Origin of the sequence: Candidatus Pelagibacter ubique HTCC1062 (assembly GCF_000012345.1) — a bacterium.
Classification (GTDB): domain Bacteria; phylum Pseudomonadota; class Alphaproteobacteria; order Pelagibacterales; family Pelagibacteraceae; genus Pelagibacter; species Pelagibacter ubiqueversans.
In genome coordinates this window covers 942525-959606 of sequence record NC_007205.1, presented here as the reverse complement: position 1 = coordinate 959606, position 17082 = coordinate 942525, and the positions used below count along the sequence as shown (strand labels likewise).

At 29.3% G+C, this 17082-nt stretch carries 19 protein-coding genes and 1 tRNA gene; 4 read left to right on the top strand and 16 right to left on the bottom strand.

Annotated features, from left to right (window positions below; genetic code table 11):
• Nucleotides 1–48: 48 nt before the first annotated feature.
• The 10 genes from serS to SAR11_RS04845 are packed head-to-tail and all read right to left on the bottom strand — an operon-like array spanning nt 49 to nt 8020.
• Nucleotides 49–1308 carry a serine--tRNA ligase gene (gene serS, locus SAR11_RS04890; RefSeq protein ID WP_011282078.1) on the bottom strand — a complete coding sequence of 420 codons (1260 nt, stop codon included), beginning with the start codon at nt 1306–1308 and terminating at the stop codon, nt 49–51.
• Nucleotides 1301–2065 (bottom strand): twin-arginine translocase subunit TatC, encoded by a 765-nt coding sequence (tatC, locus tag SAR11_RS04885; protein WP_006996941.1) that lies wholly within the window; start codon nt 2063–2065, stop codon nt 1301–1303. Before tatC ends, serS begins: the two co-directional genes overlap by 8 nt.
• Nucleotides 2052–2273 (bottom strand): Sec-independent protein translocase protein TatB, encoded by a 222-nt coding sequence (gene tatB / locus SAR11_RS04880; protein WP_006996942.1) that lies wholly within the window; start codon nt 2271–2273, stop codon nt 2052–2054. Before tatB ends, tatC begins: the two co-directional genes overlap by 14 nt.
• 5 nt (nt 2274–2278) lie before the next feature.
• Nucleotides 2279–2479 carry a twin-arginine translocase TatA/TatE family subunit gene (gene tatA, locus SAR11_RS04875; RefSeq protein ID WP_006996943.1) on the bottom strand — a complete coding sequence of 67 codons (201 nt, stop codon included), beginning with the start codon at nt 2477–2479 and terminating at the stop codon, nt 2279–2281.
• A gap of 42 nt (nt 2480–2521) precedes the next feature.
• Nucleotides 2522–3223 carry an SMC-Scp complex subunit ScpB gene (gene scpB / locus SAR11_RS04870; protein WP_011282077.1) on the bottom strand — a complete coding sequence of 234 codons (702 nt, stop codon included), beginning with the start codon at nt 3221–3223 and terminating at the stop codon, nt 2522–2524.
• Complete coding sequence (locus SAR11_RS04865; RefSeq protein ID WP_011282076.1) at nt 3220–3960, bottom strand: segregation and condensation protein A; 741 nt, start codon at nt 3958–3960, stop codon at nt 3220–3222. The genes scpB and SAR11_RS04865 overlap by 4 nt, the downstream gene beginning before the upstream one ends.
• A gap of 8 nt (nt 3961–3968) precedes the next feature.
• Nucleotides 3969–4919, bottom strand: coding sequence for a glycoside hydrolase family 3 N-terminal domain-containing protein (locus SAR11_RS04860; RefSeq protein WP_011282075.1), 951 nt, complete (start codon nt 4917–4919; stop codon nt 3969–3971).
• A complete protein-coding gene (locus SAR11_RS04855) occupies nt 4909–5172 on the bottom strand; it encodes a hypothetical protein (protein ID WP_011282074.1) in 264 nt (87 codons plus the stop codon). The genes SAR11_RS04860 and SAR11_RS04855 overlap by 11 nt, the downstream gene beginning before the upstream one ends.
• Complete coding sequence (gene argS, locus SAR11_RS04850) at nt 5172–6905, bottom strand: arginine--tRNA ligase (protein WP_011282073.1); 1734 nt, start codon at nt 6903–6905, stop codon at nt 5172–5174. Before argS ends, SAR11_RS04855 begins: the two co-directional genes overlap by 1 nt.
• Nucleotides 6905–8020 carry a deoxyguanosinetriphosphate triphosphohydrolase gene (locus SAR11_RS04845; RefSeq protein WP_011282072.1) on the bottom strand — a complete coding sequence of 372 codons (1116 nt, stop codon included), beginning with the start codon at nt 8018–8020 and terminating at the stop codon, nt 6905–6907. Before SAR11_RS04845 ends, argS begins: the two co-directional genes overlap by 1 nt.
• Before the next feature lie 50 nt (nt 8021–8070).
• On the opposite strand from SAR11_RS04845, the gene SAR11_RS04840 reads away from it, so the two are divergent.
• Both SAR11_RS04840 and xth read left to right on the top strand, forming a co-directional pair.
• Nucleotides 8071–8388 (top strand): HesB/IscA family protein, encoded by a 318-nt coding sequence (locus SAR11_RS04840; protein WP_006996950.1) that lies wholly within the window; start codon nt 8071–8073, stop codon nt 8386–8388.
• On the top strand, nt 8388–9164 hold the full coding sequence (gene xth, locus SAR11_RS04835) for an exodeoxyribonuclease III (RefSeq protein WP_011282071.1): 777 nt from the start codon (nt 8388–8390) through the stop codon (nt 9162–9164). The genes SAR11_RS04840 and xth overlap by 1 nt, the downstream gene beginning before the upstream one ends.
• On the opposite strand, the gene SAR11_RS04830 is transcribed toward xth, so the two are convergent.
• The 3 genes from SAR11_RS04830 to SAR11_RS04820 are packed head-to-tail and all read right to left on the bottom strand — an operon-like array spanning nt 9156 to nt 10929.
• Nucleotides 9156–10154, bottom strand: coding sequence for an Ldh family oxidoreductase (locus tag SAR11_RS04830; protein WP_011282070.1), 999 nt, complete (start codon nt 10152–10154; stop codon nt 9156–9158). The genes xth and SAR11_RS04830 overlap by 9 nt on opposite strands.
• A gap of 14 nt (nt 10155–10168) precedes the next feature.
• A complete protein-coding gene (locus tag SAR11_RS04825) occupies nt 10169–10567 on the bottom strand; it encodes a hypothetical protein (protein ID WP_006996953.1) in 399 nt (132 codons plus the stop codon).
• Nucleotides 10567–10929 (bottom strand): Fur family transcriptional regulator, encoded by a 363-nt coding sequence (locus SAR11_RS04820; protein ID WP_006996954.1) that lies wholly within the window; start codon nt 10927–10929, stop codon nt 10567–10569. Before SAR11_RS04820 ends, SAR11_RS04825 begins: the two co-directional genes overlap by 1 nt.
• 112 nt (nt 10930–11041) lie before the next feature.
• Between SAR11_RS04820 and SAR11_RS04815 the strand changes: the two genes are divergently transcribed.
• Nucleotides 11042–11263 carry a DUF6552 family protein gene (locus SAR11_RS04815; RefSeq protein ID WP_006996955.1) on the top strand — a complete coding sequence of 74 codons (222 nt, stop codon included), beginning with the start codon at nt 11042–11044 and terminating at the stop codon, nt 11261–11263.
• Between the two features lie 57 nt (nt 11264–11320).
• Here SAR11_RS04815 and SAR11_RS04810 read toward each other — a convergent pair whose 3' ends face one another.
• The 3 genes from SAR11_RS04810 to SAR11_RS04800 are packed head-to-tail and all read right to left on the bottom strand — an operon-like array spanning nt 11321 to nt 16868.
• A complete protein-coding gene (locus SAR11_RS04810) occupies nt 11321–12523 on the bottom strand; it encodes a sugar phosphate nucleotidyltransferase (protein ID WP_011282069.1) in 1203 nt (400 codons plus the stop codon).
• On the bottom strand, nt 12523–14241 hold the full coding sequence (gene ilvD / locus SAR11_RS04805; RefSeq protein WP_011282068.1) for a dihydroxy-acid dehydratase: 1719 nt from the start codon (nt 14239–14241) through the stop codon (nt 12523–12525). The genes SAR11_RS04810 and ilvD overlap by 1 nt, the downstream gene beginning before the upstream one ends.
• Nucleotides 14241–16868, bottom strand: coding sequence for a valine--tRNA ligase (locus tag SAR11_RS04800; RefSeq protein ID WP_011282067.1), 2628 nt, complete (start codon nt 16866–16868; stop codon nt 14241–14243). Before SAR11_RS04800 ends, ilvD begins: the two co-directional genes overlap by 1 nt.
• Nucleotides 16869–16996: 128 nt before the next feature.
• On the opposite strand from SAR11_RS04800, the gene SAR11_RS04795 reads away from it, so the two are divergent.
• A tRNA-Cys gene (locus SAR11_RS04795) sits at nt 16997–17070 on the top strand.
• Nucleotides 17071–17082: the final 12 nt, after the last annotated feature.

Below are 17082 nucleotides of genomic sequence, written 5' to 3'. Positions count from 1 at the left end.
TCCTTAATTAAAATGAATTCTTACAACATCTATCTAATTAAAACAACTTTAAATCTTAACGATTTTTTCAATATTATTCATATAAGGCTTTAAAGCTTCTGGCACTAGAATAGACCCGTCTTCTTGTTGATAATTTTCTAATATAGCAACTAATGTTCTACCAACTGCTAAACCACTGCCGTTTAAGGTGCCAACAAGCACAGTTTCTTTTTTTTCGTTTTTATATCTGGCTTTCATTCTTCTAGCTTGAAATGATCCACATGAAGAGCAACTTGAGATTTCTCTGTATTTATCTTCTGATGGAAGCCACACCTCAATATCAAAAGTTTTTTCAGCACTAAAACCCATATCACCAGTACATAAAACAATTTTTCGGTATGGAAGTTTTAGTAAATCTAAAATTTTAGTTGCACAATCAGTCATTCTATCAAGTTCTGGTAAGCACTTATCAATTTCAACAATACTCACCATTTCAACTTTGTAAAATTGGTGCTGTCTAATCATTCCCTTAGTATCTTTACCATAACTTCCTGCTTCTTTTCTAAAACAGGGTGTTGAGGCAACCATTCGCATTGGAAGTTTTTTTTTATCAATAATTTGGTCTTTTACAATATTGGTTAAAATAACTTCAGCAGTTGGAATTAAAAATTTTCTGTCACTAGAGTCGTCTAATTTAAGTTCAAACTGGTCATTATCAAATTTAGGTAATTGTCCCGTACCATACATAGTGGCATCTGTTGCAATTAGTGGCGGAGATATTTCTTCATAACCATTAGTATTCACATGTGTATCAAGCATAAAATTTGATAAAGCTCTTTCTAGCATGGCCAATTTATCTTTTACAAAAACAAATCTTGAACCAGTAGTTTTCGTTGCTAGATCAAAATCAAGCATGTTTAAGTTTTCACCTAATTCATAATGTGATTTAGGTTTAAATTTAAAATTTGGTATTGTTCCTGATTTAGAAATTTCTACATTTGAGTTTTCATCTTTACCTGTAGGAACGTCTGGATGAGGTATATTTGGTATTGATGACAAAATTGTTTCCAATTCATTTTTAACACCAGCTTGTAATTTACTAATATTATCTATTTCAACAGTTATCTTTTTTGATTTTTCAAAAAGTGATTGATCTTTAGACTTTGAGATATCTTTTTTTTCTTTTTCAAGTAATTCTCTTTGTTGGATGTAATCTCTATTATTCTCATCCAACGATAAAATCTTATCCACATCTATTTCTATAAATCTTTTATTCAAAGCTTTTTTAAAAGCCTCAACATCATTTCTAATTTTTTTAATATTATGCATTTTTTTTATTTTTCTTATCAATAATGTTTACAGAAAATATAGATAATTCATATAAAATCAATAATGGTATTGCTAGTCCAATTTGAGTTATGGGATCAGGTGGTGTTAATAGTGCAGCTGCAGCAAAAATCATTACAACGACATATTTTCTTTTTTTTCTAAGAAATTCAGCATCAACAATACCTACTCTAGCTAATAAGCTAAGGACAACTGGTAACTGAAAACTTATACCGAATGCAAAAATTAATTTCATAACCAGAGAAAGATATTCGCTAACTTTAGCTTCCAATTGAATGGGTAATCCTGTTGAAGCTCCTGTACTCTCAAAAGAGAGAAAAAACTTAATAGCTAGTGGCATTATTAAATAATAAACAAGCATGCCTCCTAGAAAAAATAATATAGGCGTTAAAACTAGATAAGGAACAATTGCAATTTTTTCATGCTTATAGAGTCCTGGTGCAATAAATTTCCATATTTGTACCAATATATAGGGACATGTAACAAAGAATGCTGCAAAAAAAGAAACCTTTAAGTATGTTAAAAATGTTTCCTGTAAAGCTGTAAAAATTAACCTTCTATCAGTTCCACTTTCATTTACTGCTTTAGCGAAAGGTTCAACTAAAAAACCATATAAATGTTCTGAAAAAAAATAACATCCAATAAAAAAAATGAATAAAAAAATAAAAGAATGAATTAATCTTTTTCTAAGTTCAGTTAGATGGCTTACAAAACCGCCTTCATTTTCAGATTTTGTCATTATCTTTTTTTTCTTCTATAGGTTTTTGTATTTCATTAGAATTGATATCAAGGTCAGCTACCTCATTTTGTATATTGCTAATATATCTTTTTGTAGTTCCAATCCACGAACCAACTTTTTTTAACATATAGGGGAAGTCCTTGGGTCCAATAACAATGATTGCAACAGCAACTACTATTAAAATCTCAAACCAGCCAATAGTGGGCATTTAATCTATTCTTTGTCTTTGCTATCTTGATTATTTTCTGAAACATTTTTAGGCTCAGGTTCGTCTGTAATGTCTGTAGCCATACCTTTTTTAAAACTTTTTATACCTTTGGCTACATCACCCATTAAGCTAGATATCTTGCCTCTACCAAATAAAAGTACAACAAGAATAACTACGATTGCTATTTGCCAAATTCCAATGCTCATAATATTTTATACCTCTTTTAAATTTATTTTTAAAGTAACTTTTTACTTTTCTTCATCTGGACTTAGTGTTCCACCTAACATCTCATCGATATTTTCATAAATATCCTCTTTTTTTTCAACTTGTTTCTCTTTGTAAAATTTACCAGTACCAAATATTGCATTATCAATATTTGAGCTATCAATAAGACCGGCAGATCCCAATTCGTCAACTGTAGGTAAATCAGACAATTTTTGAAGACTAAAATGACTTAAGAAATCATCAGTTGTTCCATACTGAATTGGTTTACCGGGTACATCTTTACGGCCTTGTGGTTTTACCCAATTTAGCTCCATTAAAATCTCAAGTGTGTTTGTTCCAAAAGCAACACCTCTTATTTCTTCTATTTCAGCTCTAGTAACAGGTTGGTGATAAACAATTATTGCTAATGTTTCAACTGCAGCTCTTGATAATTTTTTTTCTACAGTTTTTTCTTGAGACATAAGGTTCGATAAATTTTCAGAAGTTCTAAAAGACCATTTATTAGAAATACAAACTAGATTAATTCCTCTTAATGAATATTCTTTTTGTAATTTCTGTAATGATTTTAAAACATCAATTTTTTTTGAAATTTTAGATTCGATAGTGTCAATATCTAATGGTTCAGCAGCAGCAAAAATTATTGCCTCAACTTCTCTTTCGCCATCATTCATTTTTGATGGGAAAGTAACTATATTGTTATTTGTTTCTTTTTTTATTTTTGTCATTTTAATTCTTTAATATAAATATCATCAAATAAGTTTTCTTGCTTTATAGTCAGATTGCCCTCTTTAACCAGCTCTAAGGAACCAGCAAAAATTCCTGCTTTACCGGTTGTTTTAAATTTTGAGCCACTTTTAAATGAAGAAGGTATTAGTTCATTAATATTTCTCCAATCAATTAATTTACCAAAGAATTCTTTTATTCTTTTGATGCCATCTTCAGTGGTAAAAACTGGAAGTTTAGGAATATTCATCCTTTGAAAATCTTTGGTCATAATAATTGAGGAATAAGATTTTAAAAGTTCGTAAAGATTTAGTTTATATTCAGTACTATATATAGATCGTATATTTCCTTTAATTCCTCTAGTTCTTATTTCTCTACCAAGTCTTTTTCTTTGTAACATTTGGTCAGAAAGTAATCTAATCAATTCTAATTTTTTTAATTGTAATTTTAATTTTTCAGCAACTTCTAAAACTTTAAATTCTTCTTCTGGATTTCCTGGCAACAAAAGTTTTGATTTAAGATAAGTTAACCATGTAGCCATCAACAAGTATTCTGATGCAGATTCTAGATTTAGATTTTTTTCATTAGTAATATAATTGTGAAATTGATCAGCCAGTAATGTTATAGAAATATTCTCAAGATTAACTTTTTGAGCTTTTGCCAAATCTAATAACACATCAAGTGGGCCGTTATAATTATCAAGATCTACATTAAAGTTTTTAGAATCAGAATCGGCCATGACAAATATTAGCTTATAATCTTATAAAATTGTGATGTTTTTTTTTTAATAAACTTACTTATAACTGGTGAATATAGGGCTACATCATTCATTTCTTTTAAATTTCCATTACAATGAAGAACTAAATCACAACCTGCACTAAAAGATTTCTTTGTATTAATTGCTATAGAGCCTTTTAAACTTTTCATTGATATATCGTCGGACATCAAAATATTTCTAAATTTAATTAGATTTCTTATTAATTTTATAATTTTCTTCGAATGTGTTGCGGTATTAACTTTGTCAATTTTTTTATAAATAAGATGTGCTGTCATTGCAAATAAACTGTTTTTATTTTTGAATGCCAAAAAGTCATGATTATTTAAATATCTTAATTCCTTATTGATTGTAGGAGTTTTTTTATGACTATCGACCTTTGCTAAACCATGTCCTGGTATATGCTTTATCACAGTGGCAATTTTATTATTATGAAACTCTTTAATACAAATATCTCCAATTTCTGAAACAATCTTTGCATTGTCTGAAAAGGCTCTGTCACCAATTATTGCACTTGATCCTTTGGATCTAACATCAAGGACTGGTAAAGTATTTATGTTAATTCCTACATTTTTTAATAATAAGACAGTTTTATTGATAAACTTTTTATATTCGATATAAAATTTTTTTTTATCTTTAAGATAAAGATTACCAAAAAATTCTCCAGTAAACTTATCTGCTTTAAAAAATTTTTTTAATCTATTAACTCTACCACCCTCTTGATCAATTAAAATAGGATATTTTTTATCATTGAATATTTTTCTAATTTGACCTGTTAATTTTTTTAATTGTTCAATATTTTTAATATTTCTTGAAAAAAGTATTATTCCCCAAGGCTTGTGTTTAATTAGAAATTTTTTTTCACTAGTCAATAATTTAGTAGATTTTAAACCAACTATGAAACTTTTACGATTATCCATCATTATTAATTAGTTCCCAAAACTTGTAATTCTTTTTATTTTTATCTATGGTTTTTTCAACATATTCAACAATATCAACAGTATCACTTTTAAGTATAATAAGATTGCGAGAATAATTTTCAGTTTTATCCTCAATATTTTTCAAAGATCGGTATGAATTTTTTTTATTTTCATTTGAAAAATAATATTTGAAAGATAGAAAAAAAAATAAAATTATAACAATCAAAAATAAAAGATATTTAAGTTCTTTTAACATTACATTTTTTGAGGAGTGTCTACTCCAACAATATCCATTCCAGATTTGATAACATTAGATATAACTTTTAAAAAAACTAATTTATCATTTGAAATTTTCTTTTGTTCGTTAATAAACCTTTTTGATTGATCCTCTTTGCCCATATTCCAATAAGAATGAAATTCTGATGATAGTTCGTAAAGATAAACTGGTATTCTGTGGGGTTCAAGTCTTAGACTTGCAGCTTCAATACACTTAGGCCATTCTGCTATTTTTTTTAATATCTTTATTTCATCACCCGTATATGCAAATTCGTAATCTTTTATATTCAAATCATTTTCTATATTAAGATTTACGTGTCTAAAGACAGATGATATTCTAGCATAACAGTATTGGACATAATAAAGTGGGTTATCTTTAGATTTTTCTTTAACTTTTGTAAAATCAAAATCTAACTCTACATCGCTACTTCTATTAAGCATAATAAATCTCGTGGCATCTTTACCAACTTCGGCTATCAAGTCTTCAACTGTTATATAGTCACCTTTTCTTTTTGACATTTTAAAAGGTTTTCCATCTTTAATTAATTTGACGAGTTGACTTACTTTACAAATCAATTTTTTTTTATCTCCTGATAGAGCTTCAACGACAGAAGTTATCCTTTTAATATAGCCAGCATGGTCAGCCCCTAATATATTAATAAGTGTATCGTAATTTCTATTTAATTTATTATCATGATAGGCAACATCACTAGCAAAGTAAGTCCACGATTTATCAGACTTTTGAAGTGCTCTATCTTTATCGTCACCAAAATCTGTTGATTTAAATAAAAGTTGCTCCCTTTCTACCCAGTTTTCATCATCTTCACCTTTGGGAGCCTTAATTTTTCCACTATAAACAAGCTTTTTTTCCTTTAATTTATCAATTGCTTTCTGAACTTCATTATTTAAGACAATATCAGTTTCACTTGTAAATCTATCGTGCACTATTCCAAGATTTGATAAATTATTTTTAATCAATTTTAAAGATTCTGAAACCGATAATAAAGTTAGTTCTTTTGAAACATTTTCAAATTTATCAAATTTTAAAACTTTATTAGATTTTATAATATTTTTAGCAATACCAACTAAGTAATCACCAGGATATAAATCTGAGTTTTCAATAGGGAATTTTTCATTAAAAAGTATTTCTCTAATTCTAAAAAAAACAGATTTTGTAAAATTTAAGATCTGATTACCATAATCGTTAACATAATATTCTTTTGAAACATCATGCTTGTTAAAAATTAATATATTTGAAATAACATCTCCCAATATTGCTCCTCTACAATGTCCAACATGAAGAGGGCCAGTGGGATTAGCTGAAACAAATTCTATAAGATATTTTTGTTTTTTTTCTTTATTATTGACACCGTAATCCTTGTGATTTTGATTAATACTTTTAATAAAATTATTCCAATATATTGTCTTAAATTTAATATTAATAAATCCTGGTTTTGCTGCAGAAATAGATTCTATTTTTTCATCTTCATTTTTAATTAATTCAATTAAAATATTTGCAATATCAATTGGAGATTTTTTATTAGCCTTAGAGAGCACCATGGCTACATTGGTTGATATATCGCAGTCAAAATTTGATGGTGGTATGTCTACATTAACTCCATTTAAAGATTCGGGTAATTCTAAAGAACCATCTTTATTAAGCTTTTTAATCAAGATTATTATTTTATCCAAGTAGAGATCAAAAATGTTCATTAAATACCTTTATTTAAATTGATTGCGTATCTATCTGTCATACCTGAAATAAAATCAGCTATTGCTCTATTTGTGTCATTCTTTAATTGATCATCGTTTAAAAATTTTTTGGGCTTATTCTTAATTTTATAAAAGAGTTTATTAATAATCTTTTTTCCATGATTATTTTTTAATAATACTTTTTTATTGTTATACATTTTGCTTCTTAGGAAAAACCTAACTTCTTTTTCAATTTTAAGAAATTTACTTGAAAAACACACTATAGGATCATCTAAGTTATAAACATCTTTTAAAGATTTGACTTTATTATTTTTTAAATTATTTTTAGTATTCTTAATTAAATCTCTAACCATTAAATCAATTGAATCTCGTATTATTTGATATATCAAAATATCTTTATTGTTGTTTTTAATATTATTTTTGTGTGATTTATAAATATCTTTAAAAAAATTAATTTCAATCAAGTCGTTTAAATTAAACATTTTGGCTCTAATTCCATCTTGTATGTCATGATTATTATAAGCAATGTCATCCGAGATTGCTGATATTTGAGCTTCCAATGAACCAGAGTTATTAAAGTTTATTTTATTCTTAAAACTTTTTAATCCAATCAACCTATTAACTGTGGAGAGATCATCAATTGCGCCATTGTGCTTTAATAATCCATCTAAAGTTTCTAATGTTAAGTTCAGGCCTTTAAATTTAAGGTATTTATGCTCAAGAAACATAACTATTCTTAAGGTTTGAAGATTGTGGTCAAAGCCTCCAAAGTTAACCATACATTCATTAAGAGCATCTTCTCCAGCATGACCGAACGGAGTATGCCCTAAGTCGTGAGCCAAACTTAAGGTTTCAGCTAGATCATCATTTAAACCTAAATGTTTAGCTATTGATCTTGCAATTTGCGCAACCTCAATTGAATGGGTAATTCTAGTTCTAAAATGATCCCCTTCTGTGTTAACAAAAACTTGTGTTTTATGTTTTAACCTTCTGAATGAGGCACTGTGAATAATTCTATCTCTGTCTCTTTGAAATGGAGTTCTGTAAAGTGAATTAGCTTCTTTAAAAATACGACCTTTGCTTTTAGATAAAGCTAAATTTGAGTAATTATTCATACTTTAAATTTAATAAATTGATATTATATTAGTATTATCAGTGTTGTTATATGATTAAAGAAATTAAATTTACAGATAAAGCTATAAAACAGATTAATAATTTGTTGTCTCAAAAAGATCCAGGGTCTTTTTTTAGAATCGCTATTAAAGGCGGTGGTTGTTCTGGTTTTCAATATGAGTTTACTTTTGACAAAAAATTAGAAGCTGACGACTTAAAACATGAAAATATTCTTATAGATAAAACTTCAGCAGACTTATTAAAAGGTTCAGAAGTGGACTTTGTTTCAGAACTAATTGGCGATCAATTCAAGATCACTAACCCACAAAGTAAATCTTCTTGCGGTTGTGGTGTTTCTTTCTCTATATAATGATTATTACATCTTGGAATGTTAATTCTGTTAGAGCAAGAATTGAAAATATTAAAGAATATCTTCAAAAATTTTCTCCAGATGTTGTTATGATGCAGGAAATTAAAACACAAGATGAGACTTTTCCCTATGATGATTTTTCAGCATTAGATTATGAGAGTCATGTATTTGGACAAAAAAGTTATAATGGTGTTGCTATTATATCCAAACACAAACTAGAAAATGTTAAAATAGATTTGATTAAAGATAAATTGAAACAATCTAGGATTATTTCAGCTGAACTAAAGCATAAGAAAAAAAATATTCAACTGATTAATATTTATACTCCAAATGGTAATCCTGTAGATACTGATAAATACACTTATAAAAAAAACTGGTTAGATAAATTAATTAAACAATTAAAAACTCTTTCAAAGAAAAATGAAAATATTATCTTAGCTGGAGATTTTAATATTCTTCCCTCAGCTGAAGATGCTTATAATATTAAAGGGTTTGAAGATGACGCTTTATACAGACTTGAGATAAGAAAAAAATTTAGAGAAATGATTAATCTAGGTTTTCATGATGCCTACCGTCACATTCATGGTGAAAAGGAAGGTTATACTTATTGGGATTATATGAGAGGTGCTTGGCAGAAAAATAATGGATTAAGAATTGACCACTTCTTAGTATCAAATTCTTTATTAAATATAGTAAAAAATGTTAATATTAATAAAGACCCAAGAGGAAAAGGGAAACCCTCTGATCACACACCTATTGAAATTGAATTAGCTTAAAGATTTAATTTTATTAACGAGTTCTTCATTAATATTTCTTGGTCCTTTATTTAATCTATTTTTATGTCTTCTTTCTCCTGGAAGCCTAACACCCTCCATAGTTGACATTTTACTAAAAAATTCATCAGCGTGTTTATCCCAACCTTTACCAGAAATTTTTTCTGGTGAGATTGCTATGATAAATTCACCACCACTTGGAGGACCACCATCGTTATTATCCTTAGCAGCAGTTTCAAAACTAAAATTTTCACCTATTAATGCTCCAGCTAATAATTCAACCATCATTGCTATACTAGATCCTTTATAGCCTCCAAAAGGAAGTATAACTCCACCATCAGCTATTTCTCCAGGATCGGTTGTTTCTTTACCCTCTTTAGTTAAACCCGTTCCAAGGGGAACTTTGTGCCCTTCTCTTTTCGCAATCTGAACTTCACCCATTGCCATTGAAGCAGTTGCCATATCATAGACAACTGGAGTTTTACCAGGTCTAGGCCAAGCAAAAGAAATTGGATTTGTTCCATATAAAGGTTTCGTAGCACCCGCTGGTGCAACAGCTGGCTTATAAGATGTGCAAGCAATACCAACAAGTCCTGCTTCAGCAATAGCTTCAGTTTCAGGCCAAAGGGCTGCCATATGATGTGAATTTTTTATAGCAAGAATTGCTACACCATTTTTTTTTGCTAAATCAATAACTGCAGGTAATCCAAAGTTTAAAACCATAGGAGCAACTGCATTATTACCTAATACTTTAATAATACTTGGAGCAACAATTTCTAATTCAGGTCTAGCCTTACCATTAATCTTTTTACTTTTTAAGCCTGCTACATAAGCAGGTAATCTAAACAAGCCATGTGATACTGAGCCATCTCTTTCAGCCCTCATAATAGTATCTGCTAAAATATTAGCATTTTCCTCATCACAACCATTAGCTAATAGTGTTTTTTTGGCTAGTTCTAAAATTTCTTTTAATGTTAAGGGAACTGTACTCATCCCAATATTAAATATTATTTATGCTTGCTTTTCAAATCTTTTTTTAGATCTTCATGATCACCAACAACATTATGGTATTGGCTTTTCGTTACATATTTTTCTAAAAATGGTACCGCTAATAAAGGTAAGAAGCCACCAAGAACAATTCCAAAGGCAGCACTTTTTAAATTTGGATCAAGTAATGCTGCTATAAAGTCTGCTATAATATGAGCTAAAACTATTCCAATTATTCCAGCAATTGCACCATTAGAAACTAATTTCAAAAAACGGTTTATGCTCCAACCTGAATAAAAACCAATTAATGGTATTAACGTATGAACAAAACCAAATACAAATCCTCTTAATATTCCATATTCCTCTATAAGTTCTTCTAAAAAGTGAAGAAATTCTGGTAATTCATGTGCGTGTTCCATTAGTTACATCTCCTACATTTTGTTGAGACTTCAAGCTGAAAATCACTGAAGTCATATTTTTTGATTGGGTTTTTTTTAAATATTGTTTCAAATAATTCTGATTTAAGCTCTTCTGTGTCTCCACAATCTCTACAAATAGCTATAGATGGATTATGCTTAACATGCTCATGACTACACAATACATAGGTCTTATTTTGATTAGATTTATGTATCTTATCTTCTTCAATTAGTTTTTTTAAAGATCTGTAAACAGCCATTGGCTGTATCTTTTTAAATTTTTGAAATTTATCTAATATTTCATAAGCCGTTAAATGCTTTTTAGATTTCTTAATTATATCAAAAACTATGTCGTGATTATTCATTTTGTTATGTTATAACATAACATTTTTTTATGTCAATACCCCAGTAATAAAGGTTTTTGTTTGTTCTATAATTGTAATAAATTCCTAACAAAACTTACATTTAAAGGAGACTATGCTTATAAAAAAATACCTAAAATGGATCAGCACTGCTTTAGTATTAACTGGAATATTATTAACTAACTTAAATATCTACCCTATTAACATCTACTTCCATGGTCTTGGAGTTATTGGTTGGACAATAGCTGGTTTTATATCAAAAGATAAAGCCATATTAACAAACTTTGGGTTACAGATACCATTATTTTTAATTGGAATTTATAAAATTATATTTTAGGATTAATTGAATAGAACAAGCTGTATCTTACATCTTTATGTAGCTGTATTAATATTATTAAGTACGACCATACACATCTTGAAACCTGATAATATCACCTTCTTTTAATATCGATCCAACTTGTGCTTCAATAATTTTAACAGGCTTTGTGCCTTTATTTTCAATTCTATGAATTGCTTCTAATGGAATGAATATATGATCATTTTTTTTTCTAAAAAAACTATCTTTATTAAGTGTAATTTTAGGTGTTCCTTGAGTTACAAACCAATGTTCTGATCGATGATGATGTTTTTGTAAACTTAAAACACCTTTAGGCTTAACAAATAGTTCTTTGATTAAAAAACCTTTACCTTCGAATAAATTAACGTACCTACCCCAAGGCCGGTAATAAACATTTTTTTTCTTATAATATTTATTCTTATTTTTATCATACATTTTTAAGATCTCTTTCCAGCTGCCAAGATCTGACCAAGGAATGTCTAATTTAATAGCATTAATTTGTTTGGTTTTTTCTAAAATTGCATAATCAAAAGATTTTGCTGTAGCTTTTTCAAATGAAGCTTTATTTAAATAATAAGTGTTATCTTTAAGTTTAGCTTTTGAAACAGCATTAAGACAATTTTTATACATTGTAGGTTGGTATTTCTTAAAGTTATTTATTATTGAGTCTTTTCTCAAAAAAAACATACCAGAATTCCAATAACCTTTTTGTTTAATGACTTGTTTAGCTTTAGCTTCTTTAGGTTTTTCAATAAATTTTGTTACTTTATTAATATTTCCTTTAACTTTTTTTGTTAAAAAATAACCATATTCACTTGATGGAGATGTTGGTTTAATTCCAAAGATGAATATATTTTGGTCTGTTAAATTAGTTTTATTTTTATTAATAGCTTTATTAAAAATATTAGCTTTTTCTATTAAGTGGTCTGCTGCAAAAAACATTAAGGGTTGTTCATTTGGAATATCTTTAATTAATGCTGATGCAAGAATTGCTGGTGCTGTATTTCTTTTTGCGGGTTCTAAAACAATTTTATATTTACTTATCTTATGTTTCTTAAGATGTTTTTTTACCTCTTTTAAATATTTAAGATTTGTACTTATGATCGGTACATCAAAGGTCGAAGATTTAACTCTTTCAAGAGTTTTTCCTAATAAAGTCCAATTACCAAAATCAATAAATTGTTTTGCTTGATGATTTTTAGAATTAGGCCAAAGTCTAGTTCCTGCTCCGCCACATAATATAACGGGTCTAATTTTCATTAAATATCAGCGTAAACTTTTACTTCTTTTCTTTTACCGGGATGTGTTGGTGCACCTAAATAAGCGGGACCTACTGTTTGAGCATATTTCCAAATAGTACCCGATCCAAAGCTTGATTTTTTTGCTTTCCACTTCTTATGTCTTGTGGCTAATTGTGATTTAGTTAATCTAACGTTAATAGTCCCTTTTTTGGCATCTATATCAATTACATCTCCATTGCGTAAAAGAGCTAAAGGGCCGCCTAAGGCCGCCTCAGGGCCAACATGACCCACACAAAAACCTCTTGTAGCCCCAGAAAATCTACCATCTGTAATTAGAGCAACCTTCTCACCCATACCTTGACCATAAATAGCACCTGTTGTTGAAAGCATTTCTCTCATACCAGGACCGCCAACTGGTCCTTCGTAACGAATAATAATTACATCACCTGCTTTATATTTTTTCTTTTGCACACAAGCCATTGCTGCTTCTTCATTATCAAAACATCTAGCTTTTCCAGTGAATTGTAATTTTTTTAAACCAGCAATTTTAACAATTCCACCATCAGGAGCTAAGTTACCTTTAAGACCTACAACACCGCCATCTGGTGATAAAGGATTATCATATGCTCTTAATACTTTTTGCTTAGGATTAAATTTAATATTTTTTAAATTTTGTTTCATTGTTTTTCCAGTAACAGTCATGCAATCACCATGTATAAAACCACCATCAAAAAGAGTTTTTAATAACATAGGTACTCCACCAGCTAACCACATATCTTTTGCAACATATTTTCCACCTGGTTTTAAATCTGCAAGATATGGAGTTTTTTTAAAAATTTTAGCTACATCCATTAAATCAAACTTAATTCCAATTTCATTAGCTATAGCTGGTAGGTGTAAAGCAGCATTTGTCGATCCACCAGTAGCCGCTACAATTGTTGCAGCATTTTCTAAAGATTTTTTTGTAACAATGTCTCTTGGACGAATATTTTTTTGTAATAAATTCATTACAGTCTTGCCACTTAATAATGCATACTTATCACGTTCTTCGTATGGAGCAGGTGTTCCAGCTGAATAAGGTAATGCTAAACCAATAGCTTCAGAAACGCAGGCCATAGTATTTGCAGTAAATTGACCTCCACATGCACCTGCACTTGGGCAAGCAACTAACTCTAATTTTCTTAATTCCTTTGCAGACATTTTTCCAGCTGAGTGTTTTCCAACTGCTTCAAAAACATCAACAACAGTTACATCTTTACCTTTATATTGACCTGGAAGTATTGAGCCACCATAAATAAATACACTTGGAACATTTAATCTAACCATTGCCATCATTAAGGCAGGTAAAGATTTATCACAACCAGCAATACCAACAAGCGCATCATAACAATGACCACGCACAGTAAGTTCAGTTGAATCAGCAATTACCTCGCGAGAGATTAAAGATGACTTCATTCCTTCGTGACCCATGGCAATACCATCAGTTACTGTTATCGTACAAAATTCTCTAGGGGTTCCACCTGAAGCTCTAACGCCTTTTTTGACAGATTGAGCTTGTCTCATTAAAGCAATATTACAAGGAGCAGCTTCATTCCAAGTTGACACAACACCAACAAATGGCTTTGCTACATCTTTTTCTGTTTCACCCATTGCATAGTAAAATGATCTATGTGGAGCTCTATCAGCACCTAATGAAGTATGTCTGCTTGGTAATTTTTTTTTATTAAATTTTGCCATTATAAACCCTTTATAGTTATCGATATTCTCTCAACATCATTTTTTAAATTATTATAATTAGTTTTTTCCTGATCAACAATATCTTTTGGTGCTCTATCAACAAAGCCTTTATTAGCTAATCTTTGTGATATTTTATTCATTTCTTCTTGGTATTTATTTTGCCTTGTAGTTAAGTTTTTTTTAATTAATTCTAAATCGACATCTTCATCAAAATACACTTTGAATAAATCTCCAGAAACCATCAATGTAGCAGTTGGTTTATCCAGATCTTTATTATATAAATTTTTGATACGACCAAGTTTTTTTAGAATAATTTCATTTTCAGTAAAAAATGATTGTTCTTTTTTACTAACTGTCTCTATTGAAATATCTATAAATGACCCAGGGCTTACACTTAATTCATTTTTAAATGATCTTAATTCAGAAACTATACTGATAATTTTTTCAACTTGATTAATGGATGTATCTCTTTCAAACTCTCCAGAAGGCCAATTAGCTAACATTAAAAAGTCTTTACCTGTGTTATCAAATTTATTATTTAGCCAAATTTCTTCAGTCACAAATGGAATAAATGGATGTAATAATATTAATATCTGTTTAAATACGTAAGCTGATACCTGTCTTACTTCATCTTTTGCCTTTTCATCTTCTGAAAATAGGATTGTTTTAGATAGCTCTAAATACCAATCACAATAAGAGTGCCAAGTAAATTGATAGGCATTTTTTGCAGCTTCATCAAACCTGTAATCTTTTAGATTTTTTTCAATTTTATTTTTAGTTTCTATAAGTTCAGCATAGATCCATTTGTTAATATTAATTGATAAAATTGGTTTTTCATCAATTTTAGAAAAATCACAATTATTGGTAATTAAAAAATTGTTTGCATTCCATAATTTATTTAAAAAATTTCTATAACCCTTAACTCTATCTTCAGAAAGTTTTACATCTGTTCCGGGTGACGCCATTGACAGTAGAGTAAACCTTAAAGCATCTGCACTATATTTTTCAATTAGGTCTAAGGGATTAATTACGTTTCCTTTAGATTTAGACATTTTTTGTCCCTTCTCGTCTTTAACAAGGGCGTGAACGTAAACATCTTTAAAAGGCTCTTTGTCTAGAAACTCCATTCCAAACATGATCATGCGTGCTACCCAAAAAAATATAATGTCAAACCCTGTAACCAGTACTGATGTCGGGTAAAATTTATCTACATATTCTTTATTGTCAGGCCAACCCAATGTAGCAAAAGGCCATAGACCTGATGAAAACCAAGTATCCAATACATCTGGGTCACGAATTAAATCTACATCTTTATTATAGAATTTTTTTGCATCCAATTTTGCTTCTTCTTCATTTATTGCAACGAAGATTTTTTTATCTGGTCCATACCAAGCAGGTATTTGATGTCCCCACCAAAGCTGTCTTGAGATACACCATGGCTCAATATTGTTCATCCATTGAAAATAAGTTTTTGACCAATTAGCAGGAAAAAAATTAGTTTTTTTAGAGTTAACTATATCTTTAGCTTTAATTGATAATTTTTTTGCATCGACAAACCATTGTTCTGTTAAAAAAGGCTCAATTATTGAATTAGACCTATCCCCATAAGGAACTTTATTCTTTATGTTCTCTTCCTTAACAAAAAACTCTTTTTCTTTAAGTTCTTTTATAATTCTTTTTCTAGCTTCAAATCTATCAAGTCCAATATATTCTTTAGGAGCGTTTTCGTTTACTTTGCCACCTTCAGTAAAAATATTTATGATTTCTAAATTATTTCTTTGTCCCACTTCATAGTCATTAAAATCATGTGCTGGTGTTATCTTTAAAGCACCCGTTCCCATCTCAGGATCAGCATATTCATCTTCAATAATTTTTATTTTTTTTCCAACAATTGGTACTGTTACAAACTTACCAACTAAATGTTTAAATCGATCATCCTTTGGATTTACAGCTATCGCTGTATCACCCAACATGGTTTCAGGTCTTGTTGTTGCTATAGTTATAAAATCACTAGAAGCTTCTATAGGATATTGAATATAGTAAATCTTAGAATTAACTTCTCTTTGATCCACTTCTAAATCAGATATTGCTGTTTTTAAAACCGTATCCCAGTTTACTAGTTTTTTATCTTTATAAATTAAACCTTTTTTGTGAAGCTCTACAAAAACTTTTAAAACTGATTTTGAAAGGTTTTCATCCATTGTAAAAGCATTTCTTGACCAATCACAAGAGCAACCTAGTTTTTTTAGTTGATTTAAAATGATATCACCATGTTCTTCCTTCCATTCCCAAACCTTTTCTATGAACTTTTCTCTTCCAATTTCATTTTTATCAATACCATCAGCGGTTAATTTTTTCTCAACTAAGGCCTGTGTGGCAATACCTGCATGATCTGTTCCAGGTTGCCATAAGGTTTCATAATTATTCATACGGTGGTATCTAACCAAAAGATCTTGAATTGAATTATTCAAAGCATGACCCATATGAAGGCTACCAGTTACATTGGGCGGAGGTATAACCACTGAAAATTGTTTCTTATTTTTAGTGGGTTTAAATAAATTGTTTTTTTCCCAATAAGAATAAATCTTATCTTCAACGTCTGTATGTATATATTTATCGTTACTCATAGGTGATAATAAGTTTATAATTTAATAATATTAATTAACAATAATCATTTTGAAGGCTTATTTGGTAGACTAATTTTATATATTTAATATATAAAAGGCTCTCTATTTAATTTAAATTGAGAGGAGAGGGCATCGTGGCGGAATGGTTACGCAGAGGATTGCAAATCCTTGTATCCCAGTTCGATTCTGGGCGATGCCTCCAAAAAAAAAATCT

Excerpts from the sequence above, each read along its gene's own strand:
- ilvD (WP_011282068.1), bottom strand. The coding sequence starts at position 14,241 with ATGGCAAAATTTAATAAAAAAAAATTACCAAGCAGACATACTTCATTA.
- SAR11_RS04840 (WP_006996950.1), top strand. The coding sequence starts at position 8,071 with ATGATTAAAGAAATTAAATTTACAGATAAAGCTATAAAACAGATTAAT.
- SAR11_RS04825 (WP_006996953.1), bottom strand. The coding sequence starts at position 10,567 with ATGGAACACGCACATGAATTACCAGAATTTCTTCACTTTTTAGAAGAA.
- SAR11_RS04855 (WP_011282074.1), bottom strand. The coding sequence starts at position 5,172 with ATGTTAAAAGAACTTAAATATCTTTTATTTTTGATTGTTATAATTTTA.
- SAR11_RS04860 (WP_011282075.1), bottom strand. The coding sequence starts at position 4,919 with ATGATGGATAATCGTAAAAGTTTCATAGTTGGTTTAAAATCTACTAAA.
- SAR11_RS04815 (WP_006996955.1), top strand. The coding sequence starts at position 11,042 with ATGCTTATAAAAAAATACCTAAAATGGATCAGCACTGCTTTAGTATTA.
- xth (WP_011282071.1), top strand. The coding sequence starts at position 8,388 with ATGATTATTACATCTTGGAATGTTAATTCTGTTAGAGCAAGAATTGAA.
- SAR11_RS04800 (WP_011282067.1), bottom strand. The coding sequence starts at position 16,868 with ATGAGTAACGATAAATATATACATACAGACGTTGAAGATAAGATTTAT.
- tatC (WP_006996941.1), bottom strand. The coding sequence starts at position 2,065 with ATGACAAAATCTGAAAATGAAGGCGGTTTTGTAAGCCATCTAACTGAA.
- tatB (WP_006996942.1), bottom strand. The coding sequence starts at position 2,273 with ATGCCCACTATTGGCTGGTTTGAGATTTTAATAGTAGTTGCTGTTGCA.
- SAR11_RS04865 (WP_011282076.1), bottom strand. The coding sequence starts at position 3,960 with ATGGCCGATTCTGATTCTAAAAACTTTAATGTAGATCTTGATAATTAT.
- SAR11_RS04830 (WP_011282070.1), bottom strand. The coding sequence starts at position 10,154 with ATGAGTACAGTTCCCTTAACATTAAAAGAAATTTTAGAACTAGCCAAA.
- SAR11_RS04820 (WP_006996954.1), bottom strand. The coding sequence starts at position 10,929 with ATGAATAATCACGACATAGTTTTTGATATAATTAAGAAATCTAAAAAG.
- scpB (WP_011282077.1), bottom strand. The coding sequence starts at position 3,223 with ATGACAAAAATAAAAAAAGAAACAAATAACAATATAGTTACTTTCCCA.
- SAR11_RS04810 (WP_011282069.1), bottom strand. The coding sequence starts at position 12,523 with ATGAAAATTAGACCCGTTATATTATGTGGCGGAGCAGGAACTAGACTT.
- serS (WP_011282078.1), bottom strand. The coding sequence starts at position 1,308 with ATGCATAATATTAAAAAAATTAGAAATGATGTTGAGGCTTTTAAAAAA.
- SAR11_RS04845 (WP_011282072.1), bottom strand. The coding sequence starts at position 8,020 with ATGAATAATTACTCAAATTTAGCTTTATCTAAAAGCAAAGGTCGTATT.
- argS (WP_011282073.1), bottom strand. The coding sequence starts at position 6,905 with ATGAACATTTTTGATCTCTACTTGGATAAAATAATAATCTTGATTAAA.
- tatA (WP_006996943.1), bottom strand. The coding sequence starts at position 2,479 with ATGAGCATTGGAATTTGGCAAATAGCAATCGTAGTTATTCTTGTTGTA.